At 54.2% G+C, this 22,100-nt stretch carries 18 protein-coding genes; 12 read left to right on the plus strand and 6 right to left on the minus strand.

The window, feature by feature from the left end:
* Positions 1–5: 5 nt before the first annotated feature.
* Positions 6–779, minus strand: coding sequence for an electron transfer flavoprotein FixA (locus QNN88_RS13580; RefSeq protein WP_414240685.1), 774 nt, complete (start codon positions 777–779; stop codon positions 6–8).
* Between the two features lie 478 nt (positions 780–1,257).
* Between QNN88_RS13580 and caiT the strand changes: the two genes are divergently transcribed.
* The 6 genes from caiT (at position 1,258) to caiE (ending at position 8,499) form a co-directional block, all read left to right on the plus strand.
* Entirely contained in the window at positions 1,258–2,775 is a 1,518-nt protein-coding gene (gene caiT, locus QNN88_RS13585; protein WP_414240686.1) for an L-carnitine/gamma-butyrobetaine antiporter, read from the plus strand.
* A 32-nt stretch (positions 2,776–2,807) separates the two neighbouring features.
* On the plus strand, positions 2,808–3,950 hold the full coding sequence (gene caiA, locus QNN88_RS13590; RefSeq protein WP_414240687.1) for a crotonobetainyl-CoA dehydrogenase: 1,143 nt from the start codon (positions 2,808–2,810) through the stop codon (positions 3,948–3,950).
* A 143-nt stretch (positions 3,951–4,093) separates the two neighbouring features.
* The gene (gene caiB / locus QNN88_RS13595) at positions 4,094–5,311 is read left to right on the plus strand and encodes an L-carnitine CoA-transferase (RefSeq protein ID WP_044255581.1); all 1,218 of its coding nucleotides are present in this window, start codon (positions 4,094–4,096) and stop codon (positions 5,309–5,311) included.
* Between the two features lie 64 nt (positions 5,312–5,375).
* Complete coding sequence (gene caiC / locus QNN88_RS13600; protein WP_414240688.1) at positions 5,376–6,929, plus strand: crotonobetaine/carnitine-CoA ligase; 1,554 nt, start codon at positions 5,376–5,378, stop codon at positions 6,927–6,929.
* Between the two features lie 52 nt (positions 6,930–6,981).
* Positions 6,982–7,767, plus strand: coding sequence for a crotonobetainyl-CoA hydratase (caiD, locus tag QNN88_RS13605; protein WP_414240689.1), 786 nt, complete (start codon positions 6,982–6,984; stop codon positions 7,765–7,767).
* 135 nt (positions 7,768–7,902) lie between these two features.
* Complete coding sequence (caiE, locus tag QNN88_RS13610) at positions 7,903–8,499, plus strand: carnitine operon protein CaiE (RefSeq protein WP_414240690.1); 597 nt, start codon at positions 7,903–7,905, stop codon at positions 8,497–8,499.
* Positions 8,500–8,538: 39 nt separating this feature from the next.
* Here caiE and caiF read toward each other — a convergent pair whose 3' ends face one another.
* The 5 genes from caiF to rihC form a co-directional block, all read right to left on the minus strand.
* The gene (gene caiF / locus QNN88_RS13615) at positions 8,539–8,928 is read right to left on the minus strand and encodes a carnitine metabolism transcriptional regulator CaiF (RefSeq protein WP_414240691.1); all 390 of its coding nucleotides are present in this window, start codon (positions 8,926–8,928) and stop codon (positions 8,539–8,541) included.
* A 250-nt stretch (positions 8,929–9,178) separates the two neighbouring features.
* Entirely contained in the window at positions 9,179–12,403 is a 3,225-nt protein-coding gene (gene carB, locus QNN88_RS13620) for a carbamoyl-phosphate synthase large subunit (protein ID WP_414240692.1), read from the minus strand.
* 18 nt (positions 12,404–12,421) lie between these two features.
* Positions 12,422–13,570, minus strand: a complete 1,149-nt coding sequence (carA, locus tag QNN88_RS13625; RefSeq protein ID WP_414240693.1) for a glutamine-hydrolyzing carbamoyl-phosphate synthase small subunit — start codon at positions 13,568–13,570, stop codon at positions 12,422–12,424.
* Positions 13,571–14,027: 457 nt separating this feature from the next.
* On the minus strand, positions 14,028–14,849 hold the full coding sequence (dapB, locus tag QNN88_RS13630) for a 4-hydroxy-tetrahydrodipicolinate reductase (RefSeq protein WP_414240694.1): 822 nt from the start codon (positions 14,847–14,849) through the stop codon (positions 14,028–14,030).
* A 173-nt stretch (positions 14,850–15,022) separates the two neighbouring features.
* Positions 15,023–15,940, minus strand: coding sequence for a ribonucleoside hydrolase RihC (gene rihC, locus QNN88_RS13635; RefSeq protein ID WP_414240695.1), 918 nt, complete (start codon positions 15,938–15,940; stop codon positions 15,023–15,025).
* A 94-nt stretch (positions 15,941–16,034) separates the two neighbouring features.
* On the opposite strand from rihC, the gene QNN88_RS13640 reads away from it, so the two are divergent.
* The 6 genes from QNN88_RS13640 to QNN88_RS13665 all read left to right on the plus strand — a co-directional run bounded on the left by QNN88_RS13640 (position 16,035) and on the right by QNN88_RS13665 (position 22,089).
* Positions 16,035–16,766 carry a FadR/GntR family transcriptional regulator gene (locus QNN88_RS13640; RefSeq protein ID WP_414240696.1) on the plus strand — a complete coding sequence of 244 codons (732 nt, stop codon included), beginning with the start codon at positions 16,035–16,037 and terminating at the stop codon, positions 16,764–16,766.
* 98 nt (positions 16,767–16,864) lie between these two features.
* Positions 16,865–17,767, plus strand: coding sequence for a 2-dehydro-3-deoxygalactonokinase (locus QNN88_RS13645; RefSeq protein WP_414240697.1), 903 nt, complete (start codon positions 16,865–16,867; stop codon positions 17,765–17,767).
* Entirely contained in the window at positions 17,764–18,408 is a 645-nt protein-coding gene (locus QNN88_RS13650; protein WP_414240698.1) for a 2-dehydro-3-deoxy-6-phosphogalactonate aldolase, read from the plus strand. The genes QNN88_RS13645 and QNN88_RS13650 overlap by 4 nt, the downstream gene beginning before the upstream one ends.
* A 2-nt stretch (positions 18,409–18,410) precedes the next feature.
* Positions 18,411–19,277 carry an SMP-30/gluconolactonase/LRE family protein gene (locus QNN88_RS13655; protein WP_414240699.1) on the plus strand — a complete coding sequence of 289 codons (867 nt, stop codon included), beginning with the start codon at positions 18,411–18,413 and terminating at the stop codon, positions 19,275–19,277.
* Positions 19,278–19,300: 23 nt separating this feature from the next.
* Complete coding sequence (locus QNN88_RS13660; RefSeq protein WP_414240700.1) at positions 19,301–20,719, plus strand: sugar porter family MFS transporter; 1,419 nt, start codon at positions 19,301–19,303, stop codon at positions 20,717–20,719.
* Between the two features lie 14 nt (positions 20,720–20,733).
* Entirely contained in the window at positions 20,734–22,089 is a 1,356-nt protein-coding gene (locus tag QNN88_RS13665) for an MFS transporter (protein WP_414240701.1), read from the plus strand.
* Positions 22,090–22,100 lie beyond the last annotated feature (11 nt).

Consider the following 22,100-nt stretch of genomic DNA (forward strand, 5'->3'; position numbering starts at 1 on the left):
CCTTCTTAATTAATGATTTTGCGCAGACTATCGGCAAACGCAGCGATCTGTTCTTCACCATCGCCTTCAATCACAATGCGCTGGCGCTCACGTTGTTTCGGTGCGGCCACCGTTTGCGTGGACCAGGCGTCCCCGGCGCTAAAGCCAATGTCCGCCGCCGACCAGACCTGAACCGGTTTTTTCGCCGCACCCAGAATGGCTTTCATCGATGGAATTTGTGGGGAGTTAATATCGGTGGAAACGGCCACGACCGCCGGAAGCGGAATGCTCAGCGTTTCAATTTCATCTTCCAGTTCACGTTCAACGGTCAGCATGGTTTCCGTCAGGGAGAGGATTTTGCTCACGCCATTGATGGCCGGAATGCTCAGCGTTTCGCCCACCAGCAGGCTGACCTGCTGGGCGTAGAGATCGGAGGAGCCATCGCCGCAGAGAATCAGGTCAAAGCCCGACTTTTGCGCGGCAGCGGCCAGCGCCGCTGCGGTTTGCTGTGGCAGTGCCTGCTCAAACTGGTCGTCAATGACCACCACCAGTTCGTCCGGGCCGCGGGAAAGGACATCCTTACGGCCTTTCGCGTTGGTTAACGCCTTGCCGCCCACACTCAGGGCGATCACCTGCGCGTCGCTGGCCTGCTGTTTCAGTTGGCAGGCCGCTTCAATCGCATTCAGATCGTACTGGCTGATTTTGCCATCTGCTTTGCTGAAATCTAATGAACCATCTGCGTGATTGACAACAATATCCTGTTCATCAGGTACGCACTTGTAGCAAGTAATTATCTTCATTGCATCTCCAGATATCATGAAGGAAACGTATTTATATCGGCGGTGTTAAATACAGATATCACGCTCTTTAATTCGGAAATAAAACCATAATCACCAATATTGAAAATGTCACACACTGATATTCGCAACTTTCAATATTGTTAAGCACCTCACCAATATTGAAATTCGGGGGCAAAAAGAAATATTTTCAATATTGTCTGGCAGATCACCAATATTGAACGCCAAACGGTGAAAAACCCGACAAACACAAACCTAACACGATGATTAATAATCATTTTAAAAGATAAAGAGCGCCAAAACGCCCCAGACAAAAAGTGTGACGAAGATTACAGAATGCCGCAAAATGAATACCCATTATGAGTTACTCGCCAACGCGTCCTGAGGTTAAAAGAGTAACAACAAATATTTAATAAAAATAAACAAAAATAAAACAAACGGGAACGCTAAATAAATTTCGTTTTCAACCTGGAATTCACTCATGAAAAATGAAAAGAGAAAGTCTGGAATTGAGCCAAAGGTTTTCTTTCCGCCGCTAATAATCGTCGGAATACTTTGCTGGCTAACGGTACGCGATCTCGATGCCGCAAACGTCGTTATTAATGCCGTCTTCAGTTATGTCACCAATGTCTGGGGATGGGCATTTGAGTGGTATATGGTCATTATGCTCATCGGCTGGTTCTGGCTGGTGTTTGGTCCCTACGCAAAAAAGAAATTAGGTGACGAGAAACCGGAGTTCAGCACCGCCAGCTGGATCTTCATGATGTTCGCCTCCTGTACCTCTGCCGCCGTGCTGTTCTGGGGGTCGATAGAGATTTACTACTACATCTCCACGCCGCCGTTTGGCCTGGAGCCTAATTCCACCGGGGCGAAAGAGATTGGCCTCGCATACAGCCTGTTCCACTGGGGACCGCTGCCGTGGGCGACCTATAGTTTCCTCTCTGTGGCCTTCGCCTACTTCTTCTTTGTGCGCAAGATGGACGTCATTCGTCCCAGCTCCACGCTGGTGCCGTTGGTTGGCGAAAAGCACGCCAAAGGGCTGTTAGGCACCATCATTGATAACTTCTATCTGGTCGCACTGATCTTCGCGATGGGCACCAGCCTTGGGCTGGCGACGCCGCTGGTCACCGAATGTATGCAGTACCTGTTTGGTATCCCGCACACGCTGCAACTCGATGCGATCATCATTACCTGCTGGATCATTCTGAACGCCATTTGCGTGGCCTGCGGCCTGCAAAAAGGGGTCAGGATCGCCAGCGACGTGCGCAGCTATCTGAGCTTCCTGATGCTCGGCTGGGTGTTCATCGTCAGCGGCGCCAGCTTCATCATGAACTACTTCACCGACTCCGTCGGGACGCTGCTGATGTATCTGCCGCGTATGCTGTTCTACACAGACCCTATCGCCAAAGGCGGCTTCCCGCAGGGCTGGACGGTCTTCTACTGGGCGTGGTGGGTGATTTACGCCATCCAGATGAGTATCTTCCTGGCGCGTATCTCTCGCGGTCGTACCGTGCGTGAACTGTGCTTTGGCATGGTGCTGGGCCTGACGGCCTCCACCTGGATCCTGTGGACGGTGCTGGGCAGTAACACTCTGCTATTGATGGATAAAAACATCATCAACATCCCACAACTGATTGAACAGCACGGCGTCGCGCGCGCGATTATCGAAACCTGGGCTGCCCTGCCGTTCAGTACCGCCACGATGTGGGGATTCTTTATCCTCTGCTTTATTGCCACCGTTACGCTTATCAACGCCTGCTCTTACACCCTGGCGATGTCAACCTGTCGTGAAGTGCGCGATGGCGAAGAGCCGCCGCTGCTGGTGCGTATTGGCTGGTCCGTGCTGGTCGGTGTGATTGGCATTGTGCTGCTGGCGCTCGGCGGCCTGAAGCCGATACAAACCGCGATTATCGCCGGAGGATGCCCGCTGTTCTTCGTCAACATTATGGTGACGCTCTCCTTTATCAAAGACGCCAAAGTGCACTGGAAAGATAAATAAACCTAATTACCCCATGACATAGAGGTTAGAAGATGGATTTCAATTTCAATGATGAGCAGGAACTGTTTGTCGCCGGTATTCGTGAACTGATGGCCAGTGAGAACTGGGAAGCCTATTTTGCCGAGTGCGATCGCGACAGCGTGTATCCGGAGCGTTTCGTGAAAGCGCTGGCGGATATGGGTATCGATAGCCTGCTGATCCCGGAAGAACATGGCGGCCTGGAAGCCGGATTCGTCACCGTAGCTGCCGTCTGGATGGAACTGGGACGCCTCGGCGCGCCTACGTACGTGCTGTATCAACTGCCAGGCGGATTTAATACCTTCCTGCGCGAAGGTACCCAGGAGCAGATCGATAAAATCATGGCATTCCAGGGAACCGGGAAACAGATGTGGAACTCCGCCATCACCGAACCGGGAGCGGGATCGGATGTTGGTAGTCTGAAAACCTCTTATACCCGCAAAAATGGTAAGGTTTATCTTAATGGCAGTAAGTGTTTTATCACCAGTAGCGCCTACACCCCCTATATCGTGGTGATGGCAAGAGACGGCGCTTCCCCGGATAAACCTGTCTACACCGAATGGTTTGTCGACATGAGTAAACCCGGCATCAAGGTCAACAAACTTGAGAAGTTGGGTCTGCGCATGGACAGCTGCTGTGAAATCAACTTTGACGATGTCGAACTGGACGAAAAAGACATGTTCGGTCGGGAAGGGAATGGCTTTAACCGCGTAAAAGAAGAGTTCGACCACGAACGTTTCCTGGTAGCCCTCACCAACTACGGTACTGCAATGTGCGCCTTTGAAGATGCGGCGCGCTACGCCAACCAGCGCGTGCAGTTTGGCGAAACGATCGGTCGTTTCCAGTTGATCCAGGAGAAGTTCGCCCATATGGCGATCAAATTAAACTCCATGAAAAACATGTTGTTGGAAGCAGCCTGGAAAGCTGACAACGGGACTATCACCTCGGGTGATGCGGCGATGTGTAAATACTTCTGCGCCAACGCGGCGTTTGAAGTCGTGGATACCTCCATGCAGGTTCTCGGTGGTGTAGGGATTGCGGGTAACCACCGCATCACCCGCTTCTGGCGTGACCTGCGCGTTGACCGCGTATCCGGCGGCTCTGATGAAATGCAGATCCTGACGCTCGGTCGTGCCGTGCTGAAACAATACCGTTAAGACCGCGACATGCCCGGTGGCGCTGTGCTTACCGGGCCAATGCTTGTAGGCCGGATAAGGCGTTTATGCCGCCATCCGGCATCGACAGCCTGATGGCGACGCTTTGTGTCTTATCAGGCCTACAAATTTATCAGGAGCATTTTATGGATCGTCTACCAATGCCTGCTTTTGGGCCGCTTGCCGGGCTGCGGGTTGTCTTCTCCGGGATCGAAATCGCCGGCCCCTTCGCCGGGCAGATGTTTGCCGAGTGGGGCGCTGAAGTTATCTGGATTGAGAACGTCGCCTGGGCCGATACCATCCGCGTTCAGCCGAACTATCCGCAGTTGTCGCGGCGTAATCTGCACGCGCTCTCGCTGAATATTTTTAAAGATGAAGGCCGGGAAGCGTTTCTGAAACTGATGGAAACCACCGATATCTTCATTGAAGCCAGTAAAGGTCCGGCGTTTGCCCGCCGCGGAATTACCGATGAGGTCCTGTGGCAACATAACCCGAAACTGGTTATCGCTCACCTGTCCGGCTTCGGTCAGTACGGTACCGAGGAGTACACCAACCTTCCGGCCTATAACACCATCGCTCAGGCCTTCAGCGGTTATCTGATCCAAAACGGCGACGTTGACCAGCCGATGCCCGCGTTCCCGTATACCGCCGACTACTTCTCTGGTATGACGGCGACCACTGCCGCGCTGGCGGCACTGCATAAAGTGCGTGAAACCGGCAAAGGCGAAAGTATCGATGTGGCAATGTACGAAGTCATGCTGCGCATGGGTCAGTACTTCATGATGGATTACTTCAACGGTGGCGAAATTTGCCCGCGCATGACCAAAGGTAAAGATCCCTACTACGCCGGCTGTGGGCTGTATAAATGCGCCGACGGCTACATCGTGATGGAGCTGGTGGGGATTACGCAGGTCACCGAATGTTTTAAAGACATCGGTCTGGCGCACATTCTCGGCACGCCGGAAGTGCCGGAAGGAACACAGCTGATTCACCGCGTCGAGTGCCCGTACGGACCGCTGGTCGAAGAAAAACTGGATGCGTGGCTGGCCGCACATACCATCGAGGAAGTACAGGCGCGTTTCGCCGAGCTGAATATTGCCTGCGCCAAAGTGCTGACCATTCCGGAACTGGAAGGCAATCCGCAGTATGTTGCCCGCGAATCCATCACCCAGTGGCAAACGATGGATGGCCGCACCTGCAAAGGGCCAAACGTGATGCCGAAATTCAAAAACAACCCAGGGAAAATCTGGCGCGGCATGCCGTCGCACGGCATGGATACCGCCGCCATCCTGAAAAACATCGGTTACAACGACGCAGACATTAAGGAACTGGTCAGTAAGGGTCTGGCCAAAGTTGAGAACTAAACGCGGCGCGCTGGCCGGCTCGTCCGGTTAGCGCTTTCGCCCGTGAAAAATGGAAAGAGGTGCAATGGATATCGTTGGCGGACAACATTTACGTCAGATGTGGGACGACCTGGCTGAAGTTTATGGCTCCAAAACGGCGCTGATTTGCGAATCCTGCGAAGGGGTCGTACGCCAGTACAGCTATGCCTCACTTAATGAGGAAATTAACCGGACGGCAAACCTTTTCCACACGTTGGGGATCCGCAAAGGCGATAAGGTCGCCCTGCATCTGGATAACTGCCCGGAGTTTTTCTTTTGCTGGTTTGGACTGGCGAAAATTGGCGCGGTCATGGTGCCGATCAATGCCCGACTGCTGCGTGATGAAAGCGCGTGGATCCTGCAAAACAGCGAGGTTCAGTTGCTGGTGACCAGCGCCGCTTTTTATCCGATGTATCGTCAGATCCAACAAGAGGAGACGACGCCGCTTAGCCATATCTGTCTGATTGGTGAGGCGTTGCCGGTCGCTGATGACGTAAGCCATTTTACGACGCTTAAGGACCAGCAGCCGACAGCATTGCGCTATACCCCACCGTTATCCACGGACGACATGGCCGAGATCCTCTTTACCTCCGGTACCACCTCTCGTCCTAAAGGGGTGGTCATCACCCACTACAACCTGCGTTTTGCCGGCTACTATTCGTCGTGGCAATGCGCCCTGCGCGATGACGATATTTACCTGACGGTCATGCCTGCGTTTCACATCGACTGCCAGTGCACTGCCGCCATGGCCGCATTCTCCGTTGGGGCCACCTTCGTGCTGATTGAAAAATACAGCGCCCGTGTTTTCTGGGGACAAGTGCGTAAATACCGCGCGACCGTCACGGAATGTATCCCGATGATGATCAGAACGTTGATGGTTCAACCCGCCTCGCCGCTGGACAGAGAACACTGCTTACGGGAAGTGATGTACTACCTCAACCTGTCAGTGCAGGAAAAAGACGCGTTTCTGGAGCGCTTCGGGGTACGTCTGCTGACCTCCTACGGCATGACGGAAACCATTGTCGGCATCATCGGCGATCGCCCCGGTGATAAGCGACGCTGGCCCTCCATTGGACGCCCCGGTTTTGGCTATGAAGCGGAAATTCGTGATGAGCAAAACCGTGCGCTGCCCGCCGGTGAAATTGGGGAAATTTGTATCAAGGGTGTGCCGGGTAAAACGATTTTCAAAGAGTACTACGGCAGGCCGGATGCCACCGCCAAAGCGCTCGAGCCGACCGGCTGGCTGCATACCGGTGATTCCGGCTATCGCGACGAAGACGGTTTTTTCTATTTTGTCGATCGCCGCTGCAACATGATTAAACGTGGAGGAGAAAACGTCTCCTGCGTGGAACTGGAAAATATTATTTCAGGGCACCCCAAAATTCAGGACATCGTCGTTATCGGAATTAAAGATTCAATCCGTGACGAAGCGATAAAAGCCTTTGTGGTACTTAACGAGGGTGAAACGCTCAGCGAAGAAGAGTTTTTCAGCTTCTGTGAAAATAATATGGCGAAATTTAAAGTCCCTTCAATTATGGAGATTAGAACCGACCTGCCCCGAAATTGTTCAGGAAAAATAATCAAAAAAAACCTGAAATAACCCTACAGGCAGGAATAACCCCTGCCAGACATCCTATTACTGGAGATGAATCATGAGTGAATCTTTACATTTAACCCGCAACGGATCGATTCTGGAAATTATGCTGGATCGACCTAAAGCGAATGCCATTGATGCAAAAACCAGTTTTCAAATGGGCGAGGTTTTTCTTAATTTCCGTGACGATCCCGAACTGCGCGTGGCGATAATTACCGGTGTGGGCGAGAAGTTTTTTTCCGCCGGCTGGGATTTAAAAGCCGCGGCGGAAGGTGAAGCGCCAGACGCCGATTTTGGCCCCGGCGGATTCGCCGGCCTGACCGAAATCTTCAATCTCGACAAACCGGTGATCGCCGCCGTCAATGGCTATGCGTTCGGCGGCGGCTTTGAACTGGCGCTGGCCGCAGACTTTATTGTCTGTGCCGATAACGCCAGCTTTGCCCTGCCAGAAGCGAAACTCGGCATCGTACCAGACAGCGGCGGCGTCCTGCGCCTGCCGAAAATCCTGCCCCCGGCTATCGTCAACGAAATGGTGATGACCGGCAGACGCATGGATGCAGAAGAAGCGCTGCGCTGGGGCATTGTTAACCGAGTGGTCAGCCAGCAGGCATTGATGGACAGTGCGCGTGAACTGGCGCAACAGCTGGTGAACAGCGCACCGCTGGCCATCGCCGCACTGAAAGAGATTTACCGCACAACCAGTGAAATGCCGGTGGAAGAGGCTTATCGCTTTATCCGCAGCGGCGTGCTGAAGCATTATCCGTCCGTGCTGCACTCCGAAGATGCGCTCGAAGGGCCGCAGGCGTTCGCAGAAAAACGCGAGCCGGTCTGGAAAGGACGTTAATGCCTGATGGCGCTGCGCTTATCAGGCCTACTCCGTCCCCTATATTTACGCCGCCATCCGGCAATAAACACACCGTCCCGTAGGCCGGATAAGGCGTTTACGCCGCCATCCGGCAAAAACAATTGAGGAATGTCGATGAGCTTCTACGCCTTTGAAGGCTTAATTCCGGTGGTTCATCCTGAGGCGTATGTGCATCCCAGCGCGGTGCTGATTGGCGATGTCATCGTCGGGGCTGGCGTGTACATCGGCCCGCTTGCATCGCTACGTGGTGACTATGGTCGCCTGGTCCTTGAAGCCGGTTCCAACCTTCAGGATGGCTGCATCATGCATGGCTACTGCGATACGGACACGGTGGTACGCGAGAATGGACACATCGGACACGGTGCTATCCTGCACGGTTGCGTGATAGGCCGGGACGCACTGGTCGGCATGAACAGCGTGATTATGGACGGTGCGGTGATCGGCGAAGAAAGCATTGTCGCCGCCATGAGTTTCGTCAAAGCCGGATTTATCGGCGCAGCACGGCAGTTGCTGGTCGGTACGCCAGCCCGCGTCATTCGCGACGTCAGCGAACAGGAACTGCACTGGAAGCGGCTGAATACGCAGGAATATCAGGATCTCGCCGTACGCTGTCGGGCATCGCTACGGGAAACGTCGCCATTAACGGCGGTTGAAGCAAACCGGCCACGCCTGAAGGGCACAACCGAGGTGAAGGCTAAAGCGGTAAGGTAATCATGCCGGATGGTCGTGTGCCATCCGGCAAAACAGAGCTTACCGACGCATACTTTTTGACAGCATCATCTGCCATTTCTGCTCGCGGTTCAGTTCTGACGGCGGCACTGCCGTCATCCGCGGAGATTTGCTGACCATCTTCTCCTGCGCGCTATGCCCCAGGCGGGCATACAGCTGTGGATCAATGTGTGTCACTCTGACCAGGCGTTGACACTGACATCCACGACCTTCCAGTTGATTAGGGATAGTCTTAGTCTCGCAATTAATTTCCCCGACCTCAGCGAGAATATAAGAGACCGTATTGATCGCTTTGCAGTGATCCATATTAAAGTGCTTCGCAATCTCTTTTGCACTCACCCAACGCTTTTCTGCCATCACCCAATCGGCAATTAACAGGTAAAGCGGCTTTTCAACATATTCTTCACACATAAGCACACCATTTCACAAATTAAAAATCTTGTTATGCCCTGTCTGTAAAATACAAAAACAAGACCCTATTTAAATTGTGGGATCTAATGATAGTAAGCAACTTAACGGCGCATTAGTGTGAGCCAAATCTTGCTTGTTACATTGAATACTGTCCATCTGTGCAATATATCCCCAGGAATGAACTGAGTGCATAAAAAAACGGCTCCGTTTCCGGAACCGTTTTTGCAGCAGACGCAAATGATACCGCTGATTATTTTTTAATTTGCGCGTGCATTTCCTGAACGGAGGTCACTTTCTCCGTCGCATCGGCATTCAGCGCCATCGCGGTGGCAAAGCCTCCGTTCAGCGTCGTGTCGTAGTGCACTTTGTACTGCAGCGCGCTACGGCGAATCACCCTGGAGTCTTCGATGGCGCGACGACCTGCGGTGGTGTTGATGATGTAGGTGTATTCGCCATTCTTGATACGGTCCTGAATGTGCGGACGACCTTCATGCACCTTGTTCACCAGGCGTGGGTTAATACCGGCTTCACCCAGCACAATCGCGGTACCGTGGGTGGCGTCCAGTTCAAAGCCCTGCTTCAGCAGTTTCGCCGCCAGGTCAACCACGCGCTCTTTATCACCTTCACGTACGGAGAGCAGCGCACGGCCCTGTTTTTTCATGGTAGAGCTGCTGCCCAGTTGCGCCTTGGCGAACGCTTCCGCAAAGGTACGACCCACGCCCATCACTTCCCCGGTAGAGCGCATTTCTGGCCCTAACAGCGGGTCAACGCCCGGGAATTTGTTGAACGGCAGCACCACCTCTTTCACCGAGTAGTACGGCGGGATAATTTCTTTGGTCACGCCCTGCTCGGCCAGCGATTTACCGGCCATCACGCGCGCCGCGACTTTCGCCAGCGGTACGCCGGTCGCTTTGGAGACGAACGGTACAGTACGCGCCGCACGCGGGTTAACTTCAATCAGGTAGACTTCGTTATCTTTCACCGCAAACTGCACGTTCATCAGACCACGAACCTGCAGTTCGAAGGCCAGCTTCTGCACCTGCTGGCGCATCACATCCTGAATTTCCTGGCTCAGCGTGTAGGCCGGCAGAGAACAGGCGGAGTCACCGGAGTGCACGCCTGCTTGTTCGATGTGTTCCATGATGCCGCCAATCAGCACCATTTCGCCGTCGCAGATGGCGTCGACATCCACTTCTACCGCATCATCCAGGAAGCGGTCGAGCAGAACCGGCGCATCGTTGGAAACGCTAACGGCGGTCTGGAAGTAACGGCGCAGGTCAGCTTCGTCGTAGACGATTTCCATCGCCCGACCGCCCAGCACATACGACGGACGCACCACCAGCGGATAGCCAATCTCTTTGGCTTTTTCGACAGCCTGTTCGATGGCCGTCACGGTGGCGTTAGCCGGTTGTTTCAGCTTCAGACGGTCAACCGCATGCTGGAAACGCTCGCGGTCTTCCGCGCGGTCAATCGCGTCCGGGCTGGTGCCGATAACCGGCACGCCAGCCGCTTCCAGCGCACGGGCCAGTTTCAGCGGAGTCTGCCCACCGTACTGCACGATCACGCCCTTCGGCTTCTCAATGCGCACGATTTCCAGCACATCTTCCAGCGTGACCGGCTCAAAGTAGAGGCGGTCGGAAGTGTCGTAGTCGGTAGAGACCGTTTCCGGGTTACAGTTGACCATGATGGTTTCGTAACCGTCTTCGCGCAGCGCCAGAGAGGCGTGTACGCAGCAGTAGTCGAATTCGATGCCCTGGCCGATACGGTTTGGACCGCCGCCAAGCACCATAATCTTGTCGCGGTCAACGGACGGGTTCGCCTCGCACTCATCTTCATACGTGGAGTACATGTAAGCGGTATCGGTGGCAAATTCTGCCGCGCAGGTGTCCACACGCTTGTAGACCGGGTGCAGATTGTACTGGTCGCGCAGTTTGCGGATTTCTGCTTCACGTACGCCCGCCAGTTTAGCCAGACGCGCATCGGCAAAGCCTTTGCGTTTCAGCTGGCGCAGGAAGTCAGGGGTCAGGCCGTTAATGCCCAGCTCAGCCACTTTTTCTTCCAGACGCACCAGCTCTTCAATTTGTACCAGGAACCAGCGGTCAATGTTGGTCAGGTTAAACACGCCGTCAACGGAGAGGCCCGCGCGGAAGGCATCGGCGATATACCAGATACGCTCAGCGCCCGCGTCTTTCAGCTCACGGCGGATTTTTGTCAACGCTTCCGGGTCATCCAGGCTCACTTTCGGGTCAAAGCCGGTAGCACCTACTTCCAGACCACGCAGCGCTTTTTGCAGAGATTCCTGCTGGGTACGGCCAATCGCCATCACTTCGCCGACCGATTTCATCTGGGTCGTCAGACGGTCGTTAGCGCCAACGAATTTTTCGAAGTTGAAGCGTGGGATTTTAGTGACCACGTAGTCGATGGACGGTTCGAACGATGCCGGGGTACGACCGCCAGTGATGTCATTCACCAGCTCATCGAGGGTGTAACCCACTGCCAGTTTCGCCGCGACTTTCGCAATCGGGAAGCCGGTGGCTTTCGACGCCAGCGCCGAGGAGCGGGATACGCGCGGGTTCATTTCAATCACGATCAGGCGACCGTTTTTCGGGTTTACCGCGAACTGCACGTTTGAACCGCCGGTTTCTACGCCGATTTCACGCAGTACCGCCATCGAGGCGTTACGCATGATTTGATACTCTTTGTCGGTCAGCGTCTGGGCCGGTGCAACCGTGATGGAGTCACCGGTGTGAATGCCCATGGCATCGAAGTTTTCAATAGAGCAGACGATGATGCAGTTGTCGTTTTTATCACGCACCACTTCCATCTCGTACTCTTTCCAGCCAATCAGCGACTCGTCAATCAACAGCTCGTTGGTTGGGGAGAGATCCAGACCGCGGGTACAAATTTCTTCAAACTCTTCGCGGTTGTAGGCGATACCGCCGCCGGTGCCGCCCATGGTAAAGGAAGGACGGATAATGCACGGATAACCGACGTCAGCCGCGACCGCCAGCGCCTCTTCCATCGTGTGCGCGATACCGGAACGTGCGGTGTCGAGACCAATCTTCTTCATCGCGATATCGAAACGACGGCGGTCTTCGGCTTTATCAATTGCGTCGGCGGTCGCACCAATCATGGTGACGCCGAACTCTTCCAGCACGCCCTGGCGTTCCAGTTCCAGCGCGCAGTTCAGCGCCGTCTGTCCACCCATGGTCGGCAGCACCGCGTCTGGGCGCTCTTTTTCAATAATCTTGCGTACCACTTCCCAGTGAATCGGCTCGATGTAGGTCGCATCGGCCATTTCCGGGTCGGTCATAATCGTTGCCGGGTTGGAGTTCACCAGAATGACGCGATACCCCTCTTCACGCAGCGCTTTACACGCCTGCGCGCCGGAATAGTCAAACTCACACGCCTGACCGATCACAATCGGGCCCGCGCCGAGAATCAGGATACTTTTTATGTCTGTACGTTTTGGCATGGCTCTCTTAACTCCTGATTATTTCGCGGACTGACGGTATTGCTCAATTAACTCGATAAAATGGTCGAACAACGGCGCGGCATCGTGCGGCCCCGGGCTCGCTTCCGGGTGCCCCTGGAAACTGAATGCCGGTTTGTCGGTGCGATGAATCCCTTGCAGGGTGCCATCAAACAGCGACTTATGGGTCACGCGCAGGTTGGCCGGCATCGATGCTTCATCCACCGCAAAGCCGTGGTTCTGGGCGGTAATCATCACCGTATTGTTGTCGATATCTTTGACCGGATGGTTACCACCGTGGTGACCGAATTTCATCTTCACAGTTTTCGCCCCGCTCGCCAGCGCCAGCAGCTGATGGCCTAAGCAGATGCCAAACACCGGAATATCGGTCTCGAGGAATTTCTGAATGGCGTCGATAGCGTAATCGCACGGTGCCGGGTCACCAGGCCCGTTCGAGAGGAAGATGCCGTCCGGGTTCATCTTCAGCACGTCTTCTGCCGACGTTTTTGCCGGGACAACCGTCAGGCGGCAGCCGCGGTCCACCAGCATGCGCAGGATGTTGCGCTTAGCGCCAAAGTCGTAGGCGACAACATGGAACGGCAGTTCGTCTTCTTTCTTTGCTTCCGGCAGGTCATCCGCCAGCGTCCAGCTCCCCTGGGTCCAGCTGTAAGATTCCGTGGTGGTCACTTCCTTCGCGAGATCCATACCATTCAGGCCCGGGAAGGCTTTCGCTTTTTCCAGCGCCAGCGCCGCATCCGGGTTATCACCCGCGATGATGCAACCGTTCTGCGCCCCTTTCTCGCGCAGCAGACGCGTCAGCTTACGGGTATCGATATCGGCAATCGCCACGATGTTATGGCGTTTCAGGTAAGAAGAGAGGTCTTCGGTATTGCGGAAGTTACTGGCAATCAGCGGCAGGTCACGGATGACAAGGCCTTGCGCATGGACCTGGGAGGATTCTTCATCGGCGGCATTGGTGCCGACATTACCGATATGGGGATAAGTAAGAGTAACGATTTGGCGGGAATAGGAAGGATCAGTGAGGATTTCTTGATAACCGGTCATTGAAGTATTGAAAACGACTTCCCCAACCGCCGAACCTGTTGCCCCTATGGCCCGACCGTGAAACTGGGTTCCGTCTTCCAGAACCAATAGCGCTGACTTAATCAAAACACCCTCCAGAGAATATTCACTCACTTTATTTGCATATTAATGCATTTTCATGGCATGGATCAATGCAAATTTGCTTACCCGCGGATTTCTGGCAAACGGCGGCATTCTGGAGATATGGCAGGCAAAAGTCAACTTAAAGGCGGTATTTTTTATATTCTTTTGCGACTCAGGATGAGATCAAAGGATTTAACAGGCAAAAAGATCAGCTAACCCTGGCAGGAAAACGCTTGCGTGAACAATTATGCGTAGAATATAGCCTCAGGCTTCGAAAAAGTGGACCATCTGGTCAAAATTTACATTCAGGTAACGTAAAACAGAGAGAAAAGATAAATTTTTACGGCATTCGTAATGAAAATCACCTGTAGCAAGCAAAATAAAAGGGCAATAAAAATATTGCCCTATGTAATCAATGTATTGAGATTACAATAACCACATCACGAAAGGTAATAATTGACTATAAATTGTTGAGATCAAGCACATCTCGCATATCAAAAAGACCATTTTGTTTGGCACTGACCCAAAGTGCCGATCTCACCGCACCATTGGCAAAAGTCATACGGCTGGACGCTTTATGGGTGATTTCGACACGTTCGCCGATATCCGCAAACATTGCAGTGTGTTCACCTACAATATCCCCGGCGCGGACGGTGGCAAAACCAATCGTTCCAGGCACGCGTTCGCCGGTATAACCTTCACGACTGTAGACGGCACACTCTTTCAAATCTTTATCCAGCGCATGAGCAATCGCCTCGCCCATCGCCAGCGCCGTGCCTGACGGCGCATCCACTTTATGACGGTGGTGCGCTTCAATAATTTCGATGTCGGTATAATCGCCCATCACCTTCGCCGCTTTTTCCAGCAGCTTAAGCATCACGTTGACGCCGACGCTAAAGTTCGCCGCGAAGACAATGCCAATTTCCTGAGCGGCGTCGCGAATCGCCTGTTTTCCCGCATCGTCAAAACCGGTGGTGCCAATGACCATCCCTTTGCCATGCTGACGACAAAACGCCAGATGATTCAGCGTGCCTTCCGGACGGGTAAAATCAATGAACACATCGAAATCATCTTTTATTGCCTCAAGGCGACTTTGCACGGTAACGCCTGTCTTCCCGACGCCCGCCAGTTCTCCGGCATCGCTACCCAGCAGGGATGATCCTTCGCGCTCAAGCGCCGCACCAAGCGCAACGCCTTCCATCTGTAGCGCTGCCTGAATTAACTGGCGGCCCATACGGCCACCCGCGCCCGCTATCGCGACACGGACCTGTGCATCATGCATAGTTATTCTCTTACGTTAAAATGATGTAAATCGTTTTCAGATTAACCAGCACAGTGTCATGCCGCTAGCCAAAAACGTCGATAATTAGAATTTAATGATAAACAGAGAGTGATATCAGTAAAAGGCATGACGATCTGGAATAAATCTCGCCATACCGTTATTGGCGTTTGGGTTTACGGTGCCAGCGCCAAAACCTCCGCCACCCACTGCTGGAAACCTGCAACATCAATATCCAGCGCAACCTGCACATTCGCCGGTTGGCTCATTCGCCCCTCAATATCCACCACGGTGGTCCCTGCGGTATAGTCCCCCCGGGTTTCAACCGCGACAAAACATGGCTTGACGGTAAACAGTTCCGGACGCACCAGCCAGGCAATCGCGCAGAGATCGTGCATTCGCACGCCGGTGCGCATTGTTCCGCTGCGATAGTGGCTGAACAAGGCATGTAGCATCTTCCCCGTACGATTGAGGGTGGGCAGCGAGGCCAGATAATCCGGCGTCAACATCGCCTGGTTTGTGACATCCAGCCCACACATCACAATCTCAATACCACTCTGGAATACGCGCGCTGCGGCTTCCGGATCAACCGCGATATTGAATTCGGCATTAGGGGTGAAGTTCCCGCGCCCGGCAGAACCGCCCATGATCACCAGACGGCGGATGTTGAAGGTGCACTCCGGATAGTGCATCAGCAACAGCGCAATATTCGTCAGCGGACCGATCGCCACCAGCGTGATCGGCTGCGGGGCGCTGATCAGCGCGTCACGAAGGGCGATAAACGCCGGTTTCGCCAGCGGCTGCCGGTCATGACCGACAAAGTCGTAACCTTCCATACCGGATTCACCGTGAACATAGGCGGCGTCGCGTAGCGGACGTAGCAGCGGCGTGGCGGCCCCCTGTGCCAGAGGCACATCGGCATTCCAGAAATGCAGCAGTTGTAGGGCGTTGCGGGTGGTTTTCTCCACGGAGACGTTTCCGGCAACCGTGGTCATCAGTTGCAGGTCGAGCTGCGGGGCAAACAGCGCGGCAGCAATCGCTGCGGCATCATCAATGCCAGGGTCGGTATCGAGAATAATGGGCAGACGTTCCATAAGTGATTCTCCCTTATGCGTTTATTAGCCATTTTGCTGTCATTTAGCTTACTATATAGCCCATCACTGTGAAGGTATTTAGCCAGGAAATGCAATGAAAGTCGTGCAGGCCAGTCTCTCCGAATTCGTTACCCAGCATCTTGCCGGGCGCATTCTGCGCGGCGAACTGGCGGCAGGCAGCGCGCTGCCAGGTGAAAATGAGCTGGCGACCGAGTACAACGTCTCACGTACCTCGCTGCGCAATGCGTTAGCAACACTCGCCGCCAAAGGACTTATCTCTATTCAGGCGAAAAAGCGCAGCACCGTCAATGCCCGCGACCAGTGGAGCTTGCTGGATATCGATGTCCTGAACTGGCTGGCGACAGGTAAAGTCGATGCCGAACTGGTGGAACAACTGATGGTCACGCGTCTGATGTTTGAACCCAATGTCGCCACGCTTGCGGCGCTGAATGCCAATGGTCACGATCTGGCCGCAATGGAAGATGCGCTCACACTGATGCGAAGCGGTCAGCTGGAAGCTGAAAAAACCAAATTTGAAGCCGGCGATGTCGCCTTCCACCAGGCACTCCTGCGAGCCACACACAACCCTTTCCTGCTGGCACTGGGCAATGCGCTTAGCGCCGCGATGGTCCTCTCTTTCCGTCAGACGCTGGAAGAAGATCTGCATGAGACGAAAACGGCGGTGGATGAGCATTTTCAATTGTTTGAAGCCATTCGCCTGCGCCAGGCAGATGACGCGAGGGCATTTATGCGCAGTATTCTGCTGCATGCCGCCGGAAAAAGTATCTGGCAGGATCGCCCCGCCTGCGTTGATCATCTTCTTTAATCCCTCACTGACATAATTTCGATCTCTCTCACAGATCGTGGTGTTTTTTTGCTCTAGCATTCTTGTATTACAAGATTAACTTATTTGTATTACATGAAATGAAAAAACACTGGATCGCCGTCGACTGGGGCACGACCAACTTTCGTGCATTTTTACTCAATGACCAGCAGGTTATTGCTTCAATATCAAAAGCATGCGGGCTACTTTCTCTTACTAAAGCGGAATTTGGCGCTACGCTGCATCAGCACCTGGAACCGTGGCTCAACGAGCACGGCGCACTTCCGGTGGTAATGGCTGGGATGGTCGGTTCACAGCAGGGCTGGCAGGAAGTACCGTACGTTTTCACTCCCGCTTCGGCGCAAACGTTGCGGAAAAATGCGCTACCCATGACCACGCCATGGGGCAGCCAGGCATGGATTATTCCCGGCGTAAGCTCCGACAGTGCGTTCGGCTTACCCGACGTGATGCGCGGTGAAGAGGTCCAGTTGATGGGACTGAATACTCTTCATCCGGCAGATGAGGTTTACGCCATTTTGCCTGGCACTCACAGCAAACACGCCCAACTGAGCCACGGTGAAATCACCCATTTCACCACGCTAATGACGGGCGAACTCTTTTCGCTGCTCAGTCAACACTCGTTGTTGGGGCGGGCGTTACCAGAACAGCAGGATGATAGTGACGCCTTTATGAAAGGCGTATTGACCGCCCAGGCGCATATCCCCTTCAGCCATCTCATTTTTTCTGCTCGTACCCGTCGCCTGAATAACGAACTGGAGCCGTCATCGATTCACAGCTATCTCTCTGGGCTGCTGATTGGTTATGAGCTCTCCAGCATGTCTGCAGAAAAAGAGAACTGGCTCGTCGGCTCGCCTGCGCTTTGCCAACGCTATCTGCACGCTGCAAAAGCAATGCAAATTTCATTGCGTATTGCCGACGGCGATACCTGCTTTTTACACGGCATGGCCGCTCTTTATACACAGCTACAGGAGACACACGCATGACCCCAGAGATTTTTTTTGAACACTGGCGAAAAGAACCGCTGCCGCTGATTGCTATTCTTCGCGGTATTACGCCAAAGGATGCGGTGAGCGCCGCAGAAATTCTGATTGAAGCCGGATTCCGCTGGCTGGAAGTGCCGCTCAATAGTCCATCAGCCCTGGAATCTATTCGACTGATGCGCCAGTGCGCTGGCAATAACGCAAAGATTGGCGCGGGTACGGTGTTAACTGCCACGCAGGTCGACGAAGTGGCTGAAGCAGGCGGTCAGTTGATTATCTCACCAAATGCCGATGCCGCTGTTATTCAGCGCACCCGTCAGCGCAACATGGTGAGTCTGCCTGGCGTGATGACGCCAACAGAAGCGTTTGCCGCACTAGACGCGGGTGCCAGCGCCCTGAAACTGTTCCCGGCGGAACAGCTTTCCCCGGAATTATTAAAAGCGCTCCGCGCGGTTCTTCCCCGCAATCTTGCCTGTTTACCGGTGGGCGGAATTCGCCCGGATACGGACCAAATGCAGCGCTACGTGCAGGCCGGAGCCAACGGTTTCGGGCTGGGTGGCGCACTTTATCAGGCAGGAATGCCGCTGGATGAACTGGCGAAACGCGCCGACGCATACCGCCAGGCATGGGAGCAGGTGCAATAACGATGAATCGCTTGATGGCAGACAACCTGCGTTGTGTTGGCGATTACCGGGCGCAGCTTGGTGAAACACCGATCTGGTGTGAGCGCAGCGCTTCTCTGTTGTGGGTCGACATTCTGGCGGGGAAACTGCTGCGCCACTGGCCGCAGGCTCAACGTACTGAAATACACGAGGTGCCAGAGTTTACCAGCGCCGTGCTGTTAACCACGCTTCAGGACGTGTTCATTGCAGTCAGTCAAAGCGGGATCTGGCGTTATGACTACCTCAGCCTCACGAAAACATTGCTTTCACCGTGGCCGGAAGTGGAAAAAGGGAAGCGCCCCAATGAAGCGGCGATAGCGCCAGACGGATCGCTGTGGTTCAGCACGATGGATCCAAAAGCGATAGAGACGTCTGGCGCGTGGTATCGGCTGGATGCCGCGGGCGGTGAAGCAAAAAAGATGCTCGGCGCACAGCAGGTGCCCAACACGCTGCAGTGGCACGACGACTACGTCTGGTTTGCCGATTCCCTTCGTCATCAAATTCATTGCGCGAGGGAAACCACCGATGCGCTGATTATTGAGCAATCCTGGACCGTTCCCGGCATTCCGGACGGTTCAGCGCTCACCACCGATGGCCTGTTGATAAACGCTCGCTGGGGCTCGTCTTTACTAACTGTTGCGGCATTAAAGAAAACAACCATGACGCCGCTCTATGACCTGCCGCTGCCGGTATGCCAACCCAGTAGCTGTACGCTTGGCGGATCTGAATTTTCCGATCTTTTTATTACTTCCGCACGCGATGGACTGCTGAGTCCTGGCAGCATCGACGGTGCACTTATCAGCATAAAAACCCCCTACACGGGCAGACCTGCGAACCGCTTCAGGCTCTGACCGGGAATAAGAAAGGTAATGTTATGACGACATCTTCTTCGACTCTCAACCGACAGGCGCTGAGCGTCTGCTTCCTGGCTGCCCTGGCAGGCCTGCTGTTTGGTCTGGATATGGGCGTTATCGCGGGCGCGCTGCCGTTTCTTGCCCAGGAATTCCAGCTCAGCAGCCACCAACAGGAAATCGTGGTCAGCATCATGATGTTCGGTGCGGCACTAGGCGCGCTGGGCAGCGGTCCAATATCCTCTGCGCTCGGTCGTCGTAAAAGCCTGTTGCTCGGCGCTCTGCTGTTTATTGTCGGCTCCGTCGGTTGTGCTTTTTCCGCCAGCATGGAAGTGCTTGCCATTTCTCGCTTTATTCTCGGTCTGGCGGTGGGTGTTGCCTCTTTCACCGCGCCGTTGTACCTGTCTGAAATTGCAGCAGAAAACATCCGCGGCAGCATGATTTCACTGTACCAGTTGATGATAACCATCGGCATCCTGGCCGCGTTCATTTCTGACACGCTCTTGAGCGGAGGCGGACACTGGCGCTGGATGCTTGGCGTGATTACCTTCCCGGCGATCATTTTGTTTATTGGCGTGCTGACGTTACCGGAAAGTCCTCGCTGGCTGGCGATGAAAGACAAGCACGCGCTGGCGGAAAAAGTCCTGTGTCTGCTGCGTAACAGTCAGCGTGAGGCACGTGAAGAACTGGAGCAGATCCGTGAAAGCGTGAAGATGAAGCAGCGCGGCTGGCAGTTATTTCGCAACAATCGCCATTTCCGTCGCTCAACCGGTCTGGGGATTCTGCTGCAGTTTATGCAGCAGTTCACCGGCATGACCGTCATCATGTATTACGCGCCAAAGATTTTTGAGATTGCCGGTTTCGCCACCGTTCATGAGCAAATGTGGGGCACGGTGATCGCCGGATTGACCAACGTTTTAGCCACGTTTATCGCCATTGGTCTGGTGGATCGCTGGGGTCGCAAGCCCATCCTGAAACTGGGTTATGCCGTGATGGCGGTATGTATGGGGATCCTCGGTTATATGTTCTACAGCGGGATCACTGGCCTGACTGAACAATACGTCGCCGTTGCCGTACTGCTGATCTTTATTACCGGTTTTGCGATGAGCGCAGGCCCGCTGATCTGGGTGCTCTGCTCGGAGATCCAACCGCTTGCCGGACGCGACTTTGGCGTCACCTGCTCCACCATGGCGAACTGGATCGCCAACATGATTATCGGTGCTACCTTCCTGACGCTAATTGACACTATAGGTAGCCCGAACACCTTCTGGCTGTATGGCGTGCTCAACGTTATCTGCATCGGCCTGACCATTCTGTTTGTCCCTGAGACCAAAAATATCTCTCTGGAACATATCGAACGCAACCTGATGAGCGGCGCTGCACTACGCGATATCGGGCAGCGTGACATCCCTCAGCCTGACAACCGCCCTGCGGTTAACTAAGCGAGAGCACAACAATGACAACAACTACCGAAGACAGCGTTTACCGTAAAGTCACGCGCAGACTGATCCCGTTTTTGATCCTCTGCTATTTCTTTGCCTATCTCGATCGCGTCAACGTCGGATTCGCCAAACTGCATATGCAGGATGCGCTGAATTTTAGCGATACGGTGTATGGACTCGGCGCGGGCATCTTCTTTATCGGTTATTTTCTGTTTGAGCTGCCAAGTAACCTGTTGATGCAGCGCTTTGGCCCGCGCTTCTGGATCGCCCGTATTATGGCCACGTGGGCCATTCTTTCCGCCGCGATGATTTTTGTTACCACACCCACACAGTTCTATGTGCTGCGTTTCCTGCTCGGTGTGGCGGAAGCGGGATTCTTCCCGGGGATCGTGTTCTATCTGACGCTGTGGTTTCCTTCATGGCGCTCGGCGCGTACGCTGGGGCTGTTTATTCTGGTCACGCCTCTCTCCACCATCATCGGCAGCCCACTGTCCGGCCTTATCCTGAAACTGTTTGAAGGTGTAGACGGTCTCCATAACTGGCAGTGGCTGTTCCTGGTCGAAGCCATTCCGTCATTCCTGCTGGCTTTCGTGGTGCTGCGCTATCTCGATAACGACGTGAAATCAGCTAAATGGCTGAACGACACTGAAAAGCAGATCATTCTCAGCGACCTGGCTCGCGATAACCACAACCGTGAACAGGCCAATGCGGGCCAGGCCAGCAGCACGCTGAGCGCCATGTTCCGCAATGGTTATGTCTGGCTGCTGGCGCTGATTTTCTTCAGCTTTAACATCGGTTATTACGGTATCAACTTCTGGCTGCCGTCGATCATCAAAAGTTCCGGCATCAGCGATGACCTGCATATTGGTCTGCTGGCGGCGCTACCTTATGTTTTCGGCGCAGCGTTTATGGTCTGGAACAGTCGCCATTCCGATCTCAAACAGGAACGCCGCTGGCATATCGCCATTCCGGCATTGATTGGCTGCGTAGGCCTGGCGCTCAGCGCTTATTGTAGCGGCTCGACATTCTGGATGATGGCCTGGATCTGTCTTGCCATGTCCGGCACGTTGGCATTGATCCCAACCTATATCAGCCTGCCGGGGGCCATGCTTTCCGGTACCGCTGCCGCCGCAGGCATCGCACTGGTGAACTCCGTCGGCAATCTCGCCGGGTTCTTTGGCCCCACGGTACTCGGCTGGCTGAAAGACACAACCGGCAGCACTGACGGCGGGCTATATATTCTCGCCGGTTTCCTGCTACTCGTCGTGCCGCTGATCCTGCTGTTACCCGCCCGGCTTGCCAACCCAAAACGTCAGCCACGTCCTGAACAACTCAATGGGCAGCACGACGCTTCCCAACACACTAATTAACCATGATGAAA

The organism is Citrobacter sp. ANG330 (assembly GCF_047467925.1).
GTDB classification, from domain to species: domain Bacteria; phylum Pseudomonadota; class Gammaproteobacteria; order Enterobacterales; family Enterobacteriaceae; genus Citrobacter_A; species Citrobacter_A amalonaticus_G.